This window comes from Diaphorobacter nitroreducens (assembly GCF_002214645.1).
GTDB lineage: Bacteria > Pseudomonadota > Gammaproteobacteria > Burkholderiales > Burkholderiaceae_C > Diaphorobacter > Diaphorobacter nitroreducens.
On sequence record NZ_CP016278.1, the window covers coordinates 1,712,985 to 1,727,656 of the forward strand.

Here is a 14,672-nt window from a genome sequence, read left to right on the forward strand (position 1 = left end):
CTTATTCCTCAAGCGCTAGCGGCTGTTTTGGCTGATAAAGACTGGGCGAGGATGCCCTTGAGCTCATCGCGCAGGGCCTGGGCCTCGGCCTGCAGGCGGGCGTAGTCGGCCAGCAGCGCGTCGGGGTCGTGGCTTGGCTGTTCGCCAATGTGGGGGTTCTTTTGGTCCAGGTTGTAGCCTGCGGCCTTGATCTGGTCGATGCTGACCTTCCAGGCCCGTTCGTTTTCCACGCGGGCGGCAAACCCATCGGCCTCGGTGCCCCACCAGGCTTTTTCGGCGTCGAATTCGTCGATGCGGATGGGCTTGGTCTTGTTGTAGGTTTTGACGCCCTGGGGGTAGGGGTGCTCGTAGTACCAGATGTGCTGGGTGGGCTGGCCTTTGGTGAAGAACAGCAGGTTGGTTTTGATGCCGGTGTAGGGCGCAAACACGCCGTTGGGCAGGCGCACGATGGTGTGCAGGTTGCAGTGCTGCAGCAGTTGTTCTTTGATGCGGGCCTTGACGCCTTCGCCAAACAAAAAGCCGTCGGGCAGCACCACGGCGGCGCGGCCGCCGGGTTTGAGCAGGTGCTGGATGAGCACCAGGAACAGGTCGGCGGTTTCCTTGGTGCGCACGTCGGCGGGAAAGCCCTGCTCGATGCCCGGCTCCTCGATGCCGCCAAAGGGCGGGTTGGTGAGGATGACGTTGACGCGGTCTGTAGCGGTGTAGTCGCGCAGCGGGCGGGCCAGGGTGTTGTCGTGCACGATCTGGCTGGGCACTTCAATGCCGTGCAGCAGCAGGTTGGTAACGCACAGCATGTGCGGAAGCTGCTTTTTCTCCACGCCCCGAATGCTGTTTTGCAGCACGGCCTCTTGTTCTGCGTTGTGCACCTGTTTGCGCAGGTGCTCGATGGCGCAGACGAGGAAGCCGCCGGTGCCGGTGGCGGGGTCCATCACGCTTTCGCCCAACTGGGGGTTGGTCATGTCCACCATGAATTGGGTGACGGCGCGGGGGGTGTAGAACTCGCCCGCGTTGCCCGCGCTTTGCAGGTCGCGCAGGATCTTTTCGTACAGGTCGTTGAACTGGTGGCGTTCGGCCTGGCGGTTGAAGTCGATGGCGTTGAGTTTGTTGACCACCTGGCGCAGCAGGTGGCCACTTTTCATGTAGTTGTAGGCGTCTTCAAACACGCCACGCACCACGTAGCCGCGCGGGTTGCGTTGTGGGTCGGCGCTCAGGCCCTTGAGGGCGGGGAAGAGTTGCTTGTCCACAAAGTCGAGCAGGGCGTCGCCGGTCATGCCCTCGGCATCGGCCGCCCAATTGCGCCAGCGCAGGTGCTCGGCGATGGGGCTTTGGTAGTCGTCGCGGGTGTGTTCGAGTTCTTCTTCCAGCGCGTCGAACACCTTGAGGAATAGCAGCCAGGTGAGCTGGCTGATGCGCTGCGCGTCGCCATCCACGCCAGAGTCTTGGCGCATGATGTCTTGGATGGATTTGATGACGGGGGTGAGATTGGACATGGAACGCGGGCTTTACGCAAAAACAGGCTCTAGCGCTTATCCATCAAGCGCTAGCAGCTATCAAATCAGGAGTATTTGGCGGTACTCAGCGGCACACAGCTAGTGGGCCGGGTGCGTAGCGTACAGCGCTTGCTCCAGCGCCTGCAGTGCGCTGAGGTATTGGGGGCGGCCACCAAAGCTGCGCACCAGCTCCACCGGGCTGCCCAGGTCGGTGAAGGGCTGGAGCTTGAAGACTTCGTTGCTCTCAATGGTGGCGATGCCTTCGTCGGCGTATTTGTCGAGCAGGGCGTCGAGCACCTTGCGGGCCACGGGGCCGTATTGGGTGAAGACGTTGCGCTTTTGCACGCGGCGGGCGCGTTCGCGGCGGGTGAGCGGGGGCTGGTCATAGGCCACATGCAGCAGCAGATCAAATGGGTCGAGGTCTTTGCCTACCTCGTCGGCCAAGGCCTCCAGCGGCACGCCCTGCCCTTCGAGCTCTTGCAGGAGCACGGCCTTGCGGTCGGCCTGCTGCCAGGCCTGCAGGAACTGGTCGAGCGAGTCGTATTGCTTGCGCAGGTTGATGCGGGTGTAGTCGCGCAGGCTTTCGGTGATGAGCTTGCCCTGGGCGTTGAGGTACTGCACGCGCTCGCGGGCCACGGACACGGTGACGTTGTTGCCGAGGACATATTTCTTGGGGCCGGCACCCGCACCACCGCCGCCCGCGAAGGGGCCAAGAGGGTTCAGGGGGTCAAGAGGGTTCAGAGGGTTTGACGCACCGCCGGGCGTGCCTGCGTCGCCCGGAATGTCGCCTGGCATTGCCGGTTCGGGCGGCGCCACGGGCTGCCCGCTGCCCGGCTCGTAGATTTGCACGGGCTCGCCATCAAAGTCCTTGTCAGCAAACAGTTCAGTGGCGCGCTTGAAGTCGAGGATGGTGAACCAGGTCTTGCCCAGGTCTTCGCGCAGGCGGGTGCCACGGCCGATGATCTGCTTGAACAGCGTCATGGACTTGATGGTCTGGTCCAGCACGATGAGCTTGCAGGTCTGGGCATCCACCCCGGTGCTCATGAGCTTGGAGGTGGTGGCGATCACCGGGTAGGTTTTCTCGGGGTCGATGAAGTTGTCGAGTTCCAGCTTGCCCTCGGTGTTGTCGCCGGTGATCTGCACCACATATTTGGGCTGGGTGGCGCACAGGTCGGCGTTGGCGTTGCTCAGCGCTTGGCGCATGCGCGCGGCGTGGTCGATGTCTTCGCAAAAGACGATGGTTTTGGCATAGCGGTCGGTGGCCTTGAGGTATTCGGTGATCTTGGCGGCCACCACGGCGTCGCGCTGCTCCAGCACGAGCTTGCGGTTCATGTCGGCGCCGGTGTAGATGCGGTCTTCGATGGCGTGGCCGTGTTTGTCGGTCATGCCCGCCGTGGGGCGCCAGCCAAAGGTGTCTTTGTCCAGATCGACGCGGATGACCTTGTACGGCGCCAGGTAGCCGTCTTCGATGCCTTGCTTGAGGCTGTAGGTGTAGACGGGCTCGCCGAAGTAGTCGGTGTTGGAAACGTCCTTGGTTTCTTTGGGCGTGGCGGTGAGGCCGATCTGCGTGGCGCCGGCAAAGTAGGTGAGGATGTCGCGCCAGGCGGAGTCTTCAGCCGCGCTGCCCCGGTGGCATTCGTCCACCACGATCAGGTCGAAGAAGTCGGGGCTGAACTGCTTGTAGATGTTGCGCTCTTCCTCGGTGCCGGTGACGGCCTGGTACAGCGACAAGTAAATCTCGTAGCTCTTGTCCACCAGCTTGGTGGTTTTGTTGACAGCCAAGTCCACGTCTTCGACCGACACCGTGCCCTGCGCATCGACGCGCTCCACGCCCTTTGCGTTGGGGCTGAGCTTGGCCATGGCACCCTTGAAGGGGCGAAAGTCGTTGACCATGGTCTGGTCGATGAGGATGTTGCGGTCGGCCAGGAACAAGATGCGCTTCTTGGCGCCGCTCTTCCACAGGCGCCAGATGATCTGGAAGGCGGTGTAGGTCTTGCCGGTGCCCGTGGCCATGACCAGCAGCACGCGGTCTTGCCCTGCGGCGATGGCCTCGACGGCGCGGTTCACGGCGTTCAGCTGGTAGTAGCGCGGGGTCTTGTTGGGGGCATAGTCAAAGCCGGCGATGCGGCTTTCTTCGGCGGACCAGCCCTTCCAGGCGGAGTAGCGACTCCACAGCTCGGCAGGTGACGGAAATTCCTCCAGAGTCAGGTTGCGCTCCAGCACACCATCGGCCAGCGTGGCATCACGGAACACGAAACCATCGCCATTGCTGGCGAAACTGAACGGCACGCCCAGCAGCTCGGCATATTGGATGGCCTGCCCCATGCCTGCGCCCACGGCATGCTGGTTGTCCTTGGCCTCCACCACGGCCAGGGGGATGTTGGCCTTGAAGAACAGGGCGTAGTCGGCACGCAGCACGGTGCTTTTGTCGCGCTGGGCCTGCTTGCCGCGCACCACCACACGGCCCGCGCGCAACGGGTACTCCCGGTAGATCTGGTCCATGCCGTCCCAGCCCGCCTGCTCCATGGCCGGCCGGATGAACTTTTCGCAAATGTCGCTTTCGGAGAGTTTGGTTTTATCCATTCGGCAGTTCGCACCATCCCAGTGCATGCAAAGGCGGCGTGTGGTTGTTACCGGATACTACCGCCCCTGCCCGAGACCACCGAAAGAATCACTACCATTAAAGCCGTCTCATAGCGTGTCCTAAGCGCCACAAAGGAGACGCACCGAAAATGATGGTACTTTTCAAAATCGAAAGTACGAAACGTAGCACCTGTGCGGCTTTCGAGGCGTTATGTGAACTCCTCCGGGCTTCGAGTGTGCCTGGGCATCCTGGAGAAGACGTCTCTCTGCGGCCGAAGTGCCACTGTCGGGCGGAAATGCGGGACGCCGTCCGACACTCTACAGCGCGTTGCGCGCTCTATGGTCTTGCTACCCCTTCACAGGAGAAGACCATGCTCAAGCGCCTCTTTGATCCCGCTGCCATGTATGCCCGCCGTCTCGAGACCAGCCTGAATGAAGCGCGAATGGCGGCATTCGAACACGAAAACGCTGCCGAACACCATGCTGCACTGGCACGGATGTACCGGCAGCGCATTGCACGGCTGGAAGCCGAGCTGGCTCCCGCAACTGCGGGTATACCTTCGCGGTTGATCCTCGACCCTGCGGGGCCCATTCCACGTGTGACACCGCTCAAGAAGCCTCGGGAGCCCCACCAACGCATGCCAGCTTATCTGCCTCAAGGGGCGGGAGGATAGTGTGCGGTGCGACTGTGCAGAGCAACCTTTGGTACCCCCGCCCCTTCCCAGGATTCACGCCATGACGCCCCACGACCCGACAGAACACCCGCTGCACACTGTGCCAGACGACTTACCGCGCCCGCCCGGTGATCTGCCACCGGCCCCACCACCGACCTCGCCACCGCGGCAGCCCAACGAGGAAATACCAGCCAACTTACCGGGTTAAACCACCTGCAGGCTCCACTAGCTTGGTTCTTGCATAGGGTCACCGGGCAGTTCGATGGGCGGCGTATTGTCGGGCGGATCAATAGGAATGGGTCGCGGCGACACCTCACCGGGATTCGGCGGGACGGGCGGGACCGGTTGAGGGGCGGGGGTTGCTGGCATGGGGCATCCTTTGTGCTGGTTGTAGTGCCTTTGCACTTGGCACTCCCGTCGGACAAAACCGTATGCAGGCGAACGGCTTCCAGCACGATGAGTCTGCTGTTCGGGAGTGCCTCTTCAGTCAGGCCACCGGTCACACCAACCTTGTTGAATGCAAAAGGCCCCCGCAGCTTGCGCTGCGGGGGCCTTTGTTATTTGGGGTGGCTGATGGGACTCGAACCCACGACGACAGGAATCACAATCCTGGACTCTACCAACTGAGCTACAGCCACCGTAGCCTTGAATTATAGCCTGATAAATCTACCCTCTGAGGTAACCGGCTTAGTTTTGTAGCTCTGCCTGGGCCACCGGTCGGGGGGCCTTGATCTGGACCTTGAAACGCTGCTTGAGCAAATCGTAATACGCTAGCGCCTCGGCCGACGCCCACGATTGCAAGTATTGCTCTCGCTCCATACGCGCACGAGCGTCGTCCACACCGTCCCGGGGAACGACGCGGTTGATTTTCACCACGGCATAGCCCTGCGCACCAAGGTCCACACCTGTCCAGGCCGGGAGTTGGTCCACATTGGCACGCAAGGCGGCATCCACCACGGAACGAGGCTGATCCTGCAGCCGGTCCCGCGACACCGTCAACGCAGCAGTCAACCCGGAGGCTGCATCCGGCGCGGCCTTCCAAGCGGTCAGTTTGGCTTGGCCTTCCTGCCGCGCAAGTTCAGCGGACTTCTCGGCGATATAGATCGCGCGCACCTGGTCGCGCGCCTTGTCCAGCGGCAGCGTCATGGCGGGCTGGTATGCCGTAACGCGGCCGGCTGCCAGCACACTTGTACCGATCTCGATGGCCTCGGTATTGCGCTTGTTCTGCAGCGAGTCCGACTGGAACAGCGCCTCCAGGAAGCGTGCGTTGGCAAGCGGCCCCGCGCCGCCGGCAGCCGGAGTACGGGTAACCCCGTCGGCCGTCTGAATCTTGAGCTTGAGCTTGTCGGCAACGGGCTGCAGGCTGTCCGCCTGTTCATACACACCATTGGCAAACGCCTCGGCCACTTCTGCGAACTTGCGTTGAGCCTGCTGCTGCTTGAGTTCTGCCTCGAGCGAGGGGCGCAGCTCCTCGAAACTGGGCTGGCGCGGAGTCTTGATATCGGAAAGCAGGATGATGTGGAAGCCGAAGTCGGTTTCCACTACGTCGCTAATCTCCCCCTTCTTCATGGAAAAAACGGCGTCTTCAAAGGGTTTGACCATGGCTCCCCGGCCAAAAAAACCGAGGTCACCGCCGGACGGTGCTGAGCCCGGGTCCTGCGACTCCTTTTTGGCAATCTCCGCGAAGCTGCCCGGCGCTTTGCGTACCTGCGCGAGCAGTTCCTCCGCCTTGGCCTTGGCCTGGGTGCGCGCATCCGCAGGGGCGTCCTTGCTGGCGTTGATCAGTATGTGACTTGCGCGGCGCTCCTCCTTGCCCGCGAGGCGATTCAGGTTTTCCTTGTAATAGGTGCGCAGGTCATCTTCGCTGAGCGTGATTCCCGCTTTCACGGCATCAAGGTCAAGCACCACATACTCCACTGACGCTTGTTCAGCCTGCTGGAATTTCGCAGGATGGGCGGTGTAATAGGCCTCCAGGTCGGCATCCGTCACCACGACCTTGGACACAAACGCCGAAGCATTGAAACGAGCGATTTGGATTTCACGGCGCTGGAACAGTGCATCCAGTGCCAAACGTGCTTCCGCCGGGCCGCTGAATGCCGAACCCATTACACCGCCCATGACCTGGTTGACCGACAAGTCCTGCCGGATGCGTGCTTCAAGCCCCTCAGGGGTGAGTCCCTGCGCACCAGCCAGGGCGCGATAGGCTTCGGCATCCAGCGTGCCGTCAGCTCGTTTCAACGCCGCTATCTGCGGAATGCTCTGCAGCTCGCGTGCCAACCGCGCATCGCTGGTCAGCATGTGCATGTCCTGCGCCGCGACTTGCAGCACGCGGTCACGCACCAGCCGCTCCAACGTGGCATAGCGTGCCTGCGGTGAATCCAGCAGCTTGGCGTCGATACCTGGCGACTGAGCGCGGATTCGATCACTCTCCATACGGTGAGCGTTGTCCCAGTCGGCTTGGGTGATGTCCTTGCCATCGACCCGCGCTACCACCGGGCTTCCTCCGCTGAAATAGTTGCTGTCGATACCCACGAGGATGAACGACGGGATGATCAGCAAGAACAACAAGAACATGACGATCTTGGAGTGCTTGCGGATGGATTCGAACATGGTCAATCTTTCAACAGCTGCAAAAGAAAAGGCGAACTTGCGTTCGCCTTTGAATGGGGTGGTGGGTGCTAACGGGGTCGAACCGCTGACCTACGCCTTGTAAGGGCGCCGCTCTACCAACTGAGCTAAGCACCCCCCATATTTCACAATCAGTTCAAAGCATCTTTCAGTGCTTTGCCTGGACGGAACTTTGGAACTTTAGCAGCCTTGATTTTAATCGTAGCGCCCGTGCGGGGATTACGACCAGTGCGCGCAGCGCGCTTGCCGACGGCGAATGTGCCGAAACCGACGAGCGACACCGTGCCGCCCTTCTTGAGAGTCTTCTTAACCGCTTCGATCGTGGACTCCAGTGCGCGCGCAGCTGCAGCCTTGGAGATATCAGCGTTGTTGGCGATGTGCTCAATCAATTCGGTTTTATTCACAAGAAGCCTCTCGGGAAAAGAGTGGATGAATGTCTTTATGCAAATCTGGCCTCCGCGCCCCCTGCAACGGAAGCGGTCCGAAAGGCAGAGGCGGAGGGAACTGAAGCAGCGTCAGAAATTGCTGTGTCAGATTAAAGCCATCGCACTGTAGGGTGTCAATAAGACGTACCGCGTGGGCGACAGCATGGGAGCGAATTCTAGTCGTATTTGATCCCCGTCCCGGATTCGAGCACCGCTTTTGTTTCGACCTTGCGCGCTAGGCGCATTCCGTATTGACAAGCACTTTCGCCCTGCGGTGCCGAGTTGCCGCCACCAGCCTTCTCCATGTGGGCGCGGATTGCCTTGCTATACCATATATAGCAATGAACCCTTTTGGCACAAGACTCTCCCAGCAGTAGCAAGAAACTTAACGGACTCTCGCTCGAATTTCTGGCAGTGCTTTTTGCAGGTAATAAACCATGGACCACACCGTCAGCACTGCGGCGACCCAGATCAGCCAGGTACCCCATACACCCGTGTCAATGACGCCAAACAACTGCCCGTCATACAACAGGAAAGGAATGGCAATCATCTGCACCGTGGTCTTGAGCTTGCCGATCATGTGCACGGCCACACTCTTGCTCGCCCCGATCTGCGCCATCCATTCCCGCAAGGCACTGATAGCGATTTCGCGGCCGATGATGATGAGTGCCACGAACACATCGGCACGTTGCATATGCACGAGTACCAATAGCGACGCACATACCAAGAACTTGTCAGCCACGGGATCCAGAAACGCCCCGAACGCGGAGGTCTGGTTGAGCTTGCGTGCAAGAAACCCATCGAGCCAATCGGTGGCCGCAAAAACGATGAACATCACCGTGGCGATGAGGTTGCGCATCGCCGGGTCCAGCGGCGCATAGAACACTCCCACGATCAAGGGTATCGCGACAATGCGCGTCCAAGTCATGATGGTGGGAATAGTGAAAAACATGGGTGCCAATTGTGGCACGCGCGGCAATGCCCCGGGCCGTCAACCGGGTCAGCGCAGCGCGCGATAGATCTCTTCCGCCAAGTCGTGAGATATGCCCTCGACCGTGGCGAGGTCGTCCACGCTGGCATCTGCCACGCCGCGCACGCCGCCAAAGCGCTGAAGCAGCCTTGCCCGTTTTTTAGGCCCCACACCGGGTATATCTTCCAATCGGCTGCCGCCTACGCGTACTTTTGCACGAGCGGCGCGCATTCCGGTGATGGCGAAGCGGTGGGCCTCGTCACGGATCTGCGCCACGAGCATCAGCGCAGCCGAGTCTCGCCCCAGATAGACTTTGTCGCGTCCATCCGCAAAGACCAGTTCTTCCAGCCCCACCTTGCGGCCCTCCCCCTTTTCGACACCAACGATGCGTGAGATATCCAGGCCCAGTTCCTGGAACACATCGCGCGCCATGCTTACTTGCCCCTTGCCACCGTCCACCAGCACCAGGTCCGGCAAGCGCGGGGCATTTGTCACCTCCGCTCCCCCTGCCTCACGCTGTGCTTCGGCAACCTTGCTGTAGCGACGCATGAGTACCTGACGCATAGCTGCATAGTCATCGGCCGGGGTAATGCCCTCGATTTTGAAACGGCGGTACTCGCCACTTTGCATTTTGTGGTGATGAAAAATCACGCAAGAAGCCTGGGTCGCCTCCCCTGCAGTGTGCGAAATGTCGAAACACTCGATGGTGAGTTCATCCAAGCTCTCTGCCTCCAGATCCAGCGCTTCCGCCAGGGCACGCGTGCGCGCCCGCTGGGAACCCTCCTCCGCCAGCAACCGTGCCAACTGGATCTGTGCGTTCTGCTCCGCCATTTCCAGCCAGATTCGCCGTTGTTCACGCGGCTGGTGGACGACTGTCGCTCGCACCCCCGTCTGCTGTGCCAGCACCCAAAGCAATGCGGGGTCGACTGGCTCGCTCGTAATCAGTGTCGGTGGCAAGGGTACCCCAAGGTAGTGCTGCGCAATGAACGCAGCAAGGATCTGCGCCGGCACCGACTGCTCGAGTCCGCCAGCCTCCTCTACCATTAGGTTATCCGGGGCATCCTCGCGCGTTTCCAGTTGGAAGACACCTGTCGCTTCCTCTACGTGAACCGGAAAGTAAGGCCTGTCGCCAAGGTGCCGGCCACCGCGCACCATCGCCAGGTTGACGCAGGCACGGCCGCCAGCCACTTTAACGGCGAGTATGTCCACGTCCTTGTCCGATGCCGTCTCCACCGCTTGTTGATGCAACACACGTGCGAGTGCCGTGATCTGGTTGCGGACCTCAGCCGCCTGTTCAAACTCCAGCTTCTCGGCGTACGCGAGCATGCGCTCTTCCAGCTTTTGAAGCAGTTCCTGGGTTTCACCCAGCAGCAGCGCCTCCGCACTGCGGACATCTGCTGCATAGGCCGTTGGGGAAATCAAACCCACACACGGAGCGGAGCAGCGTTTGATCTGGTACAGCAAGCAGGGACGCGTGCGATTCGCAAACACCGTGTCTTCACAAGTACGCAACCGAAAAACCTTCTGCAGTAGCTGAATGCTTTCTTTGACGGCCCATGCGCCAGGGTAAGGACCGAAGTATCGGTGACGTTTATCCACTGCCCCCCGGTAATACGCCATGCGCGGGTAGCACTGTCCCGGAGCATCCCCCGTACCGTCCTTTGCCGAGACACCGGTGATCTTGAGATAAGGGTAGCTCTTGTCGTCCCGAAAAAGAATGTTGTACTTCGGGCCCAGGGACTTGATGAGATTATTTTCCAGCAGGAGCGCTTCGGCCTCGGAGCGCACCACCGTCGTTTCCAGCCGCGCAATTCTGCCCACCATATGGCCAATGCGCGTGCCTCCGTGCTGCTTGCTGAAGTAGCTGCTGACCCGCTTTTTCAGGTTGCGCGCCTTGCCGACATATAGCAAGACATTCTGTGCATCGAAGTAGCGGTACACCCCGGGCAAAGGTGGCAGCGCCGCCACCTGTGCCAGAAGCTCATCCGAATAGGTTGTGGTCATGACGCTATTGTGGGCACGCGTCGAAAGCCTCTTCTATACCGTGCGGGGGGAGCACTGCAACTCACGCCATGGTGCTCGACACAGAGATTTGTCGAGCACGTTAGTGAAGGTGACGCGGCCGGCGTCCGCCGCCATGCCCGCTGCCACCCGGACCTCGTGGCGGTTTACCAATTTCAAGCGAACTCACCAGCGCATCAAAACGTTGAGAGAAGAGCTTGTCAATCTCTGAGACAACGCCACCTAGCTCGGAGCCGTCGAAGTGCCGCTCCATCAGATTGACCACATCTTGCACAAGAAGGTCACGTTGTACTTGCATGATGGCGGCGGGAGTGGGCCCCACAAACAGCATCACGAAATCATCACGCGCCTCTTCGTCCTCGGGTGCCTCATCCTCATCGAACTCGGCATCGTAGAACGTCACCTCGATGGCTGCGCCCTGCTCAGCCAATTCATTGAGACTCATGCACATTTCATCCAGAGACTGGCGGAAGTCTTCGTCGCCACGCACCGTCCAGCACATCTGCAGGATGTGCTCCTTGGCATCGAACTGTATGCCCGGCTCCTCCTCATAGGCGCTCGAAGCTCCATCCGCGAGAGAACGCGCACCAGCGTACTTCCACAATGGCTTGAGTGCTTCCTGAAGCTGACTGAAGTCCACATCAGCACGCAATTGCACTTGACCATGGACGTGGATTTCAAAGGGAGCGTTGTAATGTGACATAGCGAATCCAGATGGTGCCCCGAGCCGGGGTCGAACCGGCACGCCCCTTCTCAGGAAGCGGCGGATTTTAAGTCCGCAGTGTCTACCAATTTCACCATCGGGGCGCCGGTCGGTATGCAAGCCATGAAGACAGAGTAGCGGGGCCGGCATTGTTGCGCAACACCACAGACGAACCGACTTCTTGCACCAGCACTTCGACCAATAAAAAAGGGAAGCCGTAGCTTCCCTTTCAAATTTTGGAGCGGGAAATCGGTCTCGAACCGACGACCTCAACCTTGGCAAGGTTGCGCTCTACCAACTGAGCTATTCCCGCATTTTTCCGCCACCAACTGGCACCGGAAAGATTTTGATTGTAGCATCAATTTTCCACCATTAGGCTTCCAATTGACCCTTTGAAGAAGCTTGCGCCTCCTCTACATACCACCATCTGGAGGCGCGGCCCGGAGTCGAACCGGGCTAAACGGATTTGCAATCCGGTGCATAACCGCTTTGCTACCGCGCCAAGTCTTGCGCCTTGATGAAAAGCGGAAGCATTGCCTCCTCTTTTCCTGGATATGGAGCGGGAAATCGGTCTCGAACCGACGACCTCAACCTTGGCAAGGTTGCGCTCTACCAACTGAGCTATTCCCGCATTTACCTAAGCCTCACACTGTAGCATGTTTAGCGTCGATAAGTGAAATTATAGAGTACTTTTCGCGTGCTCCAAGAATAGTGCAAAGTTTTTTCCATCAATGTTTCACGGAGCCCCGTGACACATCGGCGGATGCAGGCACAGCAACGGTTTGGGCACCGTCGTCCTCTGCCAATGCAACAGGCTTGCGCTCGAGTGCTATCTCCAGCACCTTGTCGATCCACTTCACGGCAATGATCTCCAGACCACTCTTGACGTTGTCTGGAATTTCCTGGAGGTCTTTTACGTTTTCTTCAGGAATCAACACCGTCTTGATCCCTCCCCGCAATGCCGCCAAAAGTTTCTCCTTGAGCCCACCAATTGCTGTGACCTCTCCGCGCAATGTGATCTCCCCCGTCATCGCAACATCTGCGCGGACCGGTATTCCGGTCAGCGCAGAAACGATCGCCGTCGTCATCGCAATGCCGGCGCTAGGACCGTCTTTAGGGGTCGCACCATCGGGCACGTGGATATGAAGATCTCGCTTCTCGAACGCCTCATCGCGAATACCAAGTAAGCGCGCACGGCTACGTACTACTGTGCGGGCCGCTTCGACCGACTCCTTCATGACATCGCCCAGCGATCCTGTGCGAAGGATGTTGCCTTTGCCGGGCATGGTCGCGACCTCGATCGTGAGCAGATCCCCGCCGACTTCGGTCCATGCCAGGCCAACCACTTGTCCCACTTGGTTCTGCTGTTCCGCGCGACCGTAGGTGTACTTGCGCACTCCCAAGTATTCAGGCAAGTTGTCCGCCGACACCTCCACGGGAGCCGTCAGCTTCTTGAGCTGGATTGCCTTGACCACTTTTCGGCAGATTTTGGAGAGTTCGCGCTCTAGGGAGCGGACGCCCGCTTCACGCGTGTAGTAGCGCACGATGTCCCGTACGGCGGATTCCATGACCTGCAACTCGGCGTCTTTCACGCCATTGTTTTGCATCTGCTTGGGGAGCAAATACTTGATGGCAATGTTGGTTTTTTCGTCCTCGGTATATCCGGAAAGACGTATCACCTCCATGCGATCAAGTAGCGCCGGCGGTATGTTCATCGAATTCGAAGTCGCGACAAACATGACATCGGAAAGGTCGAAGTCGACCTCCACATAGTGGTCGCCGAACTTATGGTTCTGCTCAGGATCGAGGACTTCCAATAACGCGCTCGAGGGGTCACCTCGAAAGTCCATGCCTAGTTTGTCAATTTCATCGAGCAGGAACAACGGATTGCGCGCCCCCACCTTGCCCAGACTCTGCAACACCTTGCCTGGCATCGCCCCAATGTAGGTACGACGGTGACCCCGGATCTCTGCTTCGTCACGCATCCCCCCCAGCGCCATACGCACGTACTTGCGCCCCGTTGCCTTTGCAATGGACTGCCCGAGCGAAGTCTTGCCCACACCCGGTGGGCCGACCAAGCACAGGATGGGCGCCTTCACCTTGTCCACCCGCTGCTGCACGGCGAGATATTCCAGGATTCGGTCTTTCACCTTTTCCAGGCCATAGTGGTCCTCGTTTAACACAACCTCTGCATGGGCAAGATCGTGCTTGACCTTGGACTTCTTGCTCCAGGGCAGTCCCGTGAGCACATCAATGTAGTTGCGAACCACAGTGGCTTCGGCAGACATAGGAGACATGAGCTTGAGCTTTTTCAGCTCGCCTTCCGCCTTCTTGCGCGCTTCGACCGGCATGCGCGCGGCCTTGATCTTTTTCTCGATCTCCTCAAGATCCGCGCCTTCTTCGCCTTCGCCCAGTTCCTTCTGGATCGCCTTGACCTGTTCGTTGAGATAGAAGTCCCGCTGGTTTTTCTCCATCTGGCGCTTCACGCGACCGCGAATGCGCTTATCCACATTGAGGATATCCACTTCGCGGTCCAACTGCTCGAACAGATTCTCCAGACGCTGCTTGACGCCTGCCAAGTCGAGAACAACCTGCTTGTTCTCCAGCTTGAGCGGCAAGTGCGCGGCAATGGTGTCAGCCAGCCGCCCCGGATCGTCGATGGCCGAAATGGAAGTCAGAATCTCAGGGGGAATCTTCTTGTTCAGTTTGACGTACTGATCAAACTGCTGCATTACCGCCCGGCGTAGCGCTTCAATTTCACTCGAAGCGGCGTCCTCAGCGGATGCCTGCATGGGCTCAACCGTCGCCGTGAAGTGAACGTCCGATTCATGCACCATGCGAACGTGGGCGCGCTGCTGCCCCTCCACCAGCACCTTCACCGTGCCATCGGGAAGCTTCAGCATCTGCAGGATGGTGGATATGCAACCGACTTCGAACATATCCGAAACCTGCGGTTCATCCTTGGCGGCTGCTTTTTGCGCAACCAGCATGATTCGCCGATCCGCATCCATAGCGGCTTCCAGCGCCTTGATGCTCTTGGGACGCCCCACAAACAGGGGAATCACCATGTGAGGAAAAACCACCACATCCCGCAAAGGCAACAGTGGTAGATCCAGGGGCGTATCGGGCAGGGGTGTGTGTCCGGACATGGGGCAATCCTCTAGTAGTTCCATGGAA

Annotated in this window: 9 protein-coding genes and 6 tRNA genes; 1 reads left to right on the top strand and 14 read right to left on the bottom strand. The window is 59.5% G+C overall.

The features are described 5' to 3' along the window. Positions 1-8: 8 nt before the first annotated feature. On the bottom strand, positions 9-1,490 hold the full coding sequence (locus BA022_RS08010; RefSeq protein WP_088887113.1) for a type I restriction-modification system subunit M: 1,482 nt from the start codon (positions 1,488-1,490) through the stop codon (positions 9-11). 99 nt (positions 1,491-1,589) lie between these two features. After that, positions 1,590-4,073 (bottom strand): EcoAI/FtnUII family type I restriction enzme subunit R, encoded by a 2,484-nt coding sequence (gene hsdR / locus BA022_RS08015; RefSeq protein ID WP_088887114.1) that lies wholly within the window; start codon positions 4,071-4,073, stop codon positions 1,590-1,592. 371 nt (positions 4,074-4,444) lie between these two features. Between hsdR and BA022_RS08020 the strand changes: the two genes are divergently transcribed. After that, entirely contained in the window at positions 4,445-4,747 is a 303-nt protein-coding gene (locus BA022_RS08020; RefSeq protein ID WP_088887115.1) for a hypothetical protein, read from the top strand. A gap of 562 nt (positions 4,748-5,309) precedes the next feature. Here BA022_RS08020 and BA022_RS08025 read toward each other — a convergent pair. The 12 genes from BA022_RS08025 to lon form a co-directional block, all read right to left on the bottom strand. Then, positions 5,310-5,385 (bottom strand) — tRNA-His (locus tag BA022_RS08025). A 49-nt stretch (positions 5,386-5,434) separates the two neighbouring features. Further along, complete coding sequence (locus tag BA022_RS08030; RefSeq protein WP_015912839.1) at positions 5,435-7,357, bottom strand: SurA N-terminal domain-containing protein; 1,923 nt, start codon at positions 7,355-7,357, stop codon at positions 5,435-5,437. Between the two features lie 59 nt (positions 7,358-7,416). Next, positions 7,417-7,492, bottom strand: a tRNA-Val gene (locus BA022_RS08035). A 14-nt stretch (positions 7,493-7,506) separates the two neighbouring features. Further along, positions 7,507-7,779, bottom strand: a complete 273-nt coding sequence (locus tag BA022_RS08040) for an HU family DNA-binding protein (RefSeq protein ID WP_011805814.1) — start codon at positions 7,777-7,779, stop codon at positions 7,507-7,509. A gap of 406 nt (positions 7,780-8,185) precedes the next feature. Further along, positions 8,186-8,752 carry a CDP-diacylglycerol--glycerol-3-phosphate 3-phosphatidyltransferase gene (gene pgsA / locus BA022_RS08045; protein ID WP_015912838.1) on the bottom strand — a complete coding sequence of 189 codons (567 nt, stop codon included), beginning with the start codon at positions 8,750-8,752 and terminating at the stop codon, positions 8,186-8,188. A gap of 48 nt (positions 8,753-8,800) precedes the next feature. Then, a complete protein-coding gene (uvrC, locus tag BA022_RS08050; RefSeq protein ID WP_088887116.1) occupies positions 8,801-10,774 on the bottom strand; it encodes an excinuclease ABC subunit UvrC in 1,974 nt (657 codons plus the stop codon). 100 nt (positions 10,775-10,874) lie between these two features. After that, positions 10,875-11,495 carry a DUF6806 family protein gene (locus BA022_RS08055; protein ID WP_015912836.1) on the bottom strand — a complete coding sequence of 207 codons (621 nt, stop codon included), beginning with the start codon at positions 11,493-11,495 and terminating at the stop codon, positions 10,875-10,877. Between the two features lie 12 nt (positions 11,496-11,507). Then, positions 11,508-11,599, bottom strand: a tRNA-Leu gene (locus BA022_RS08060). A gap of 133 nt (positions 11,600-11,732) precedes the next feature. After that, positions 11,733-11,808, bottom strand: a tRNA-Gly gene (locus tag BA022_RS08065). Between the two features lie 115 nt (positions 11,809-11,923). Next, positions 11,924-11,997: transfer RNA gene (locus BA022_RS08070), tRNA-Cys, on the bottom strand. A gap of 53 nt (positions 11,998-12,050) precedes the next feature. Then, a tRNA-Gly gene (locus tag BA022_RS08075) sits at positions 12,051-12,126 on the bottom strand. Between the two features lie 97 nt (positions 12,127-12,223). Next, entirely contained in the window at positions 12,224-14,644 is a 2,421-nt protein-coding gene (lon, locus tag BA022_RS08080) for an endopeptidase La (RefSeq protein ID WP_088887117.1), read from the bottom strand. Between the last annotated feature and the right edge of the window lie 28 nt (positions 14,645-14,672).

What these genes read in the sequence shown, in the direction of transcription:
- hsdR (WP_088887114.1), bottom strand. Translation starts at nt 4,073, where the DNA reads ATGGATAAAACCAAACTCTCCGAAAGCGACATTTGCGAAAAGTTCATC.
- BA022_RS08055 (WP_015912836.1), bottom strand. Translation starts at nt 11,495, where the DNA reads ATGTCACATTACAACGCTCCCTTTGAAATCCACGTCCATGGTCAAGTG.
- BA022_RS08020 (WP_088887115.1), top strand. Translation starts at nt 4,445, where the DNA reads ATGCTCAAGCGCCTCTTTGATCCCGCTGCCATGTATGCCCGCCGTCTC.
- uvrC (WP_088887116.1), bottom strand. Translation starts at nt 10,774, where the DNA reads ATGACCACAACCTATTCGGATGAGCTTCTGGCACAGGTGGCGGCGCTG.
- pgsA (WP_015912838.1), bottom strand. Translation starts at nt 8,752, where the DNA reads ATGTTTTTCACTATTCCCACCATCATGACTTGGACGCGCATTGTCGCG.
- BA022_RS08010 (WP_088887113.1), bottom strand. Translation starts at nt 1,490, where the DNA reads ATGTCCAATCTCACCCCCGTCATCAAATCCATCCAAGACATCATGCGC.
- BA022_RS08030 (WP_015912839.1), bottom strand. Translation starts at nt 7,357, where the DNA reads ATGTTCGAATCCATCCGCAAGCACTCCAAGATCGTCATGTTCTTGTTG.
- lon (WP_088887117.1), bottom strand. Translation starts at nt 14,644, where the DNA reads ATGTCCGGACACACACCCCTGCCCGATACGCCCCTGGATCTACCACTG.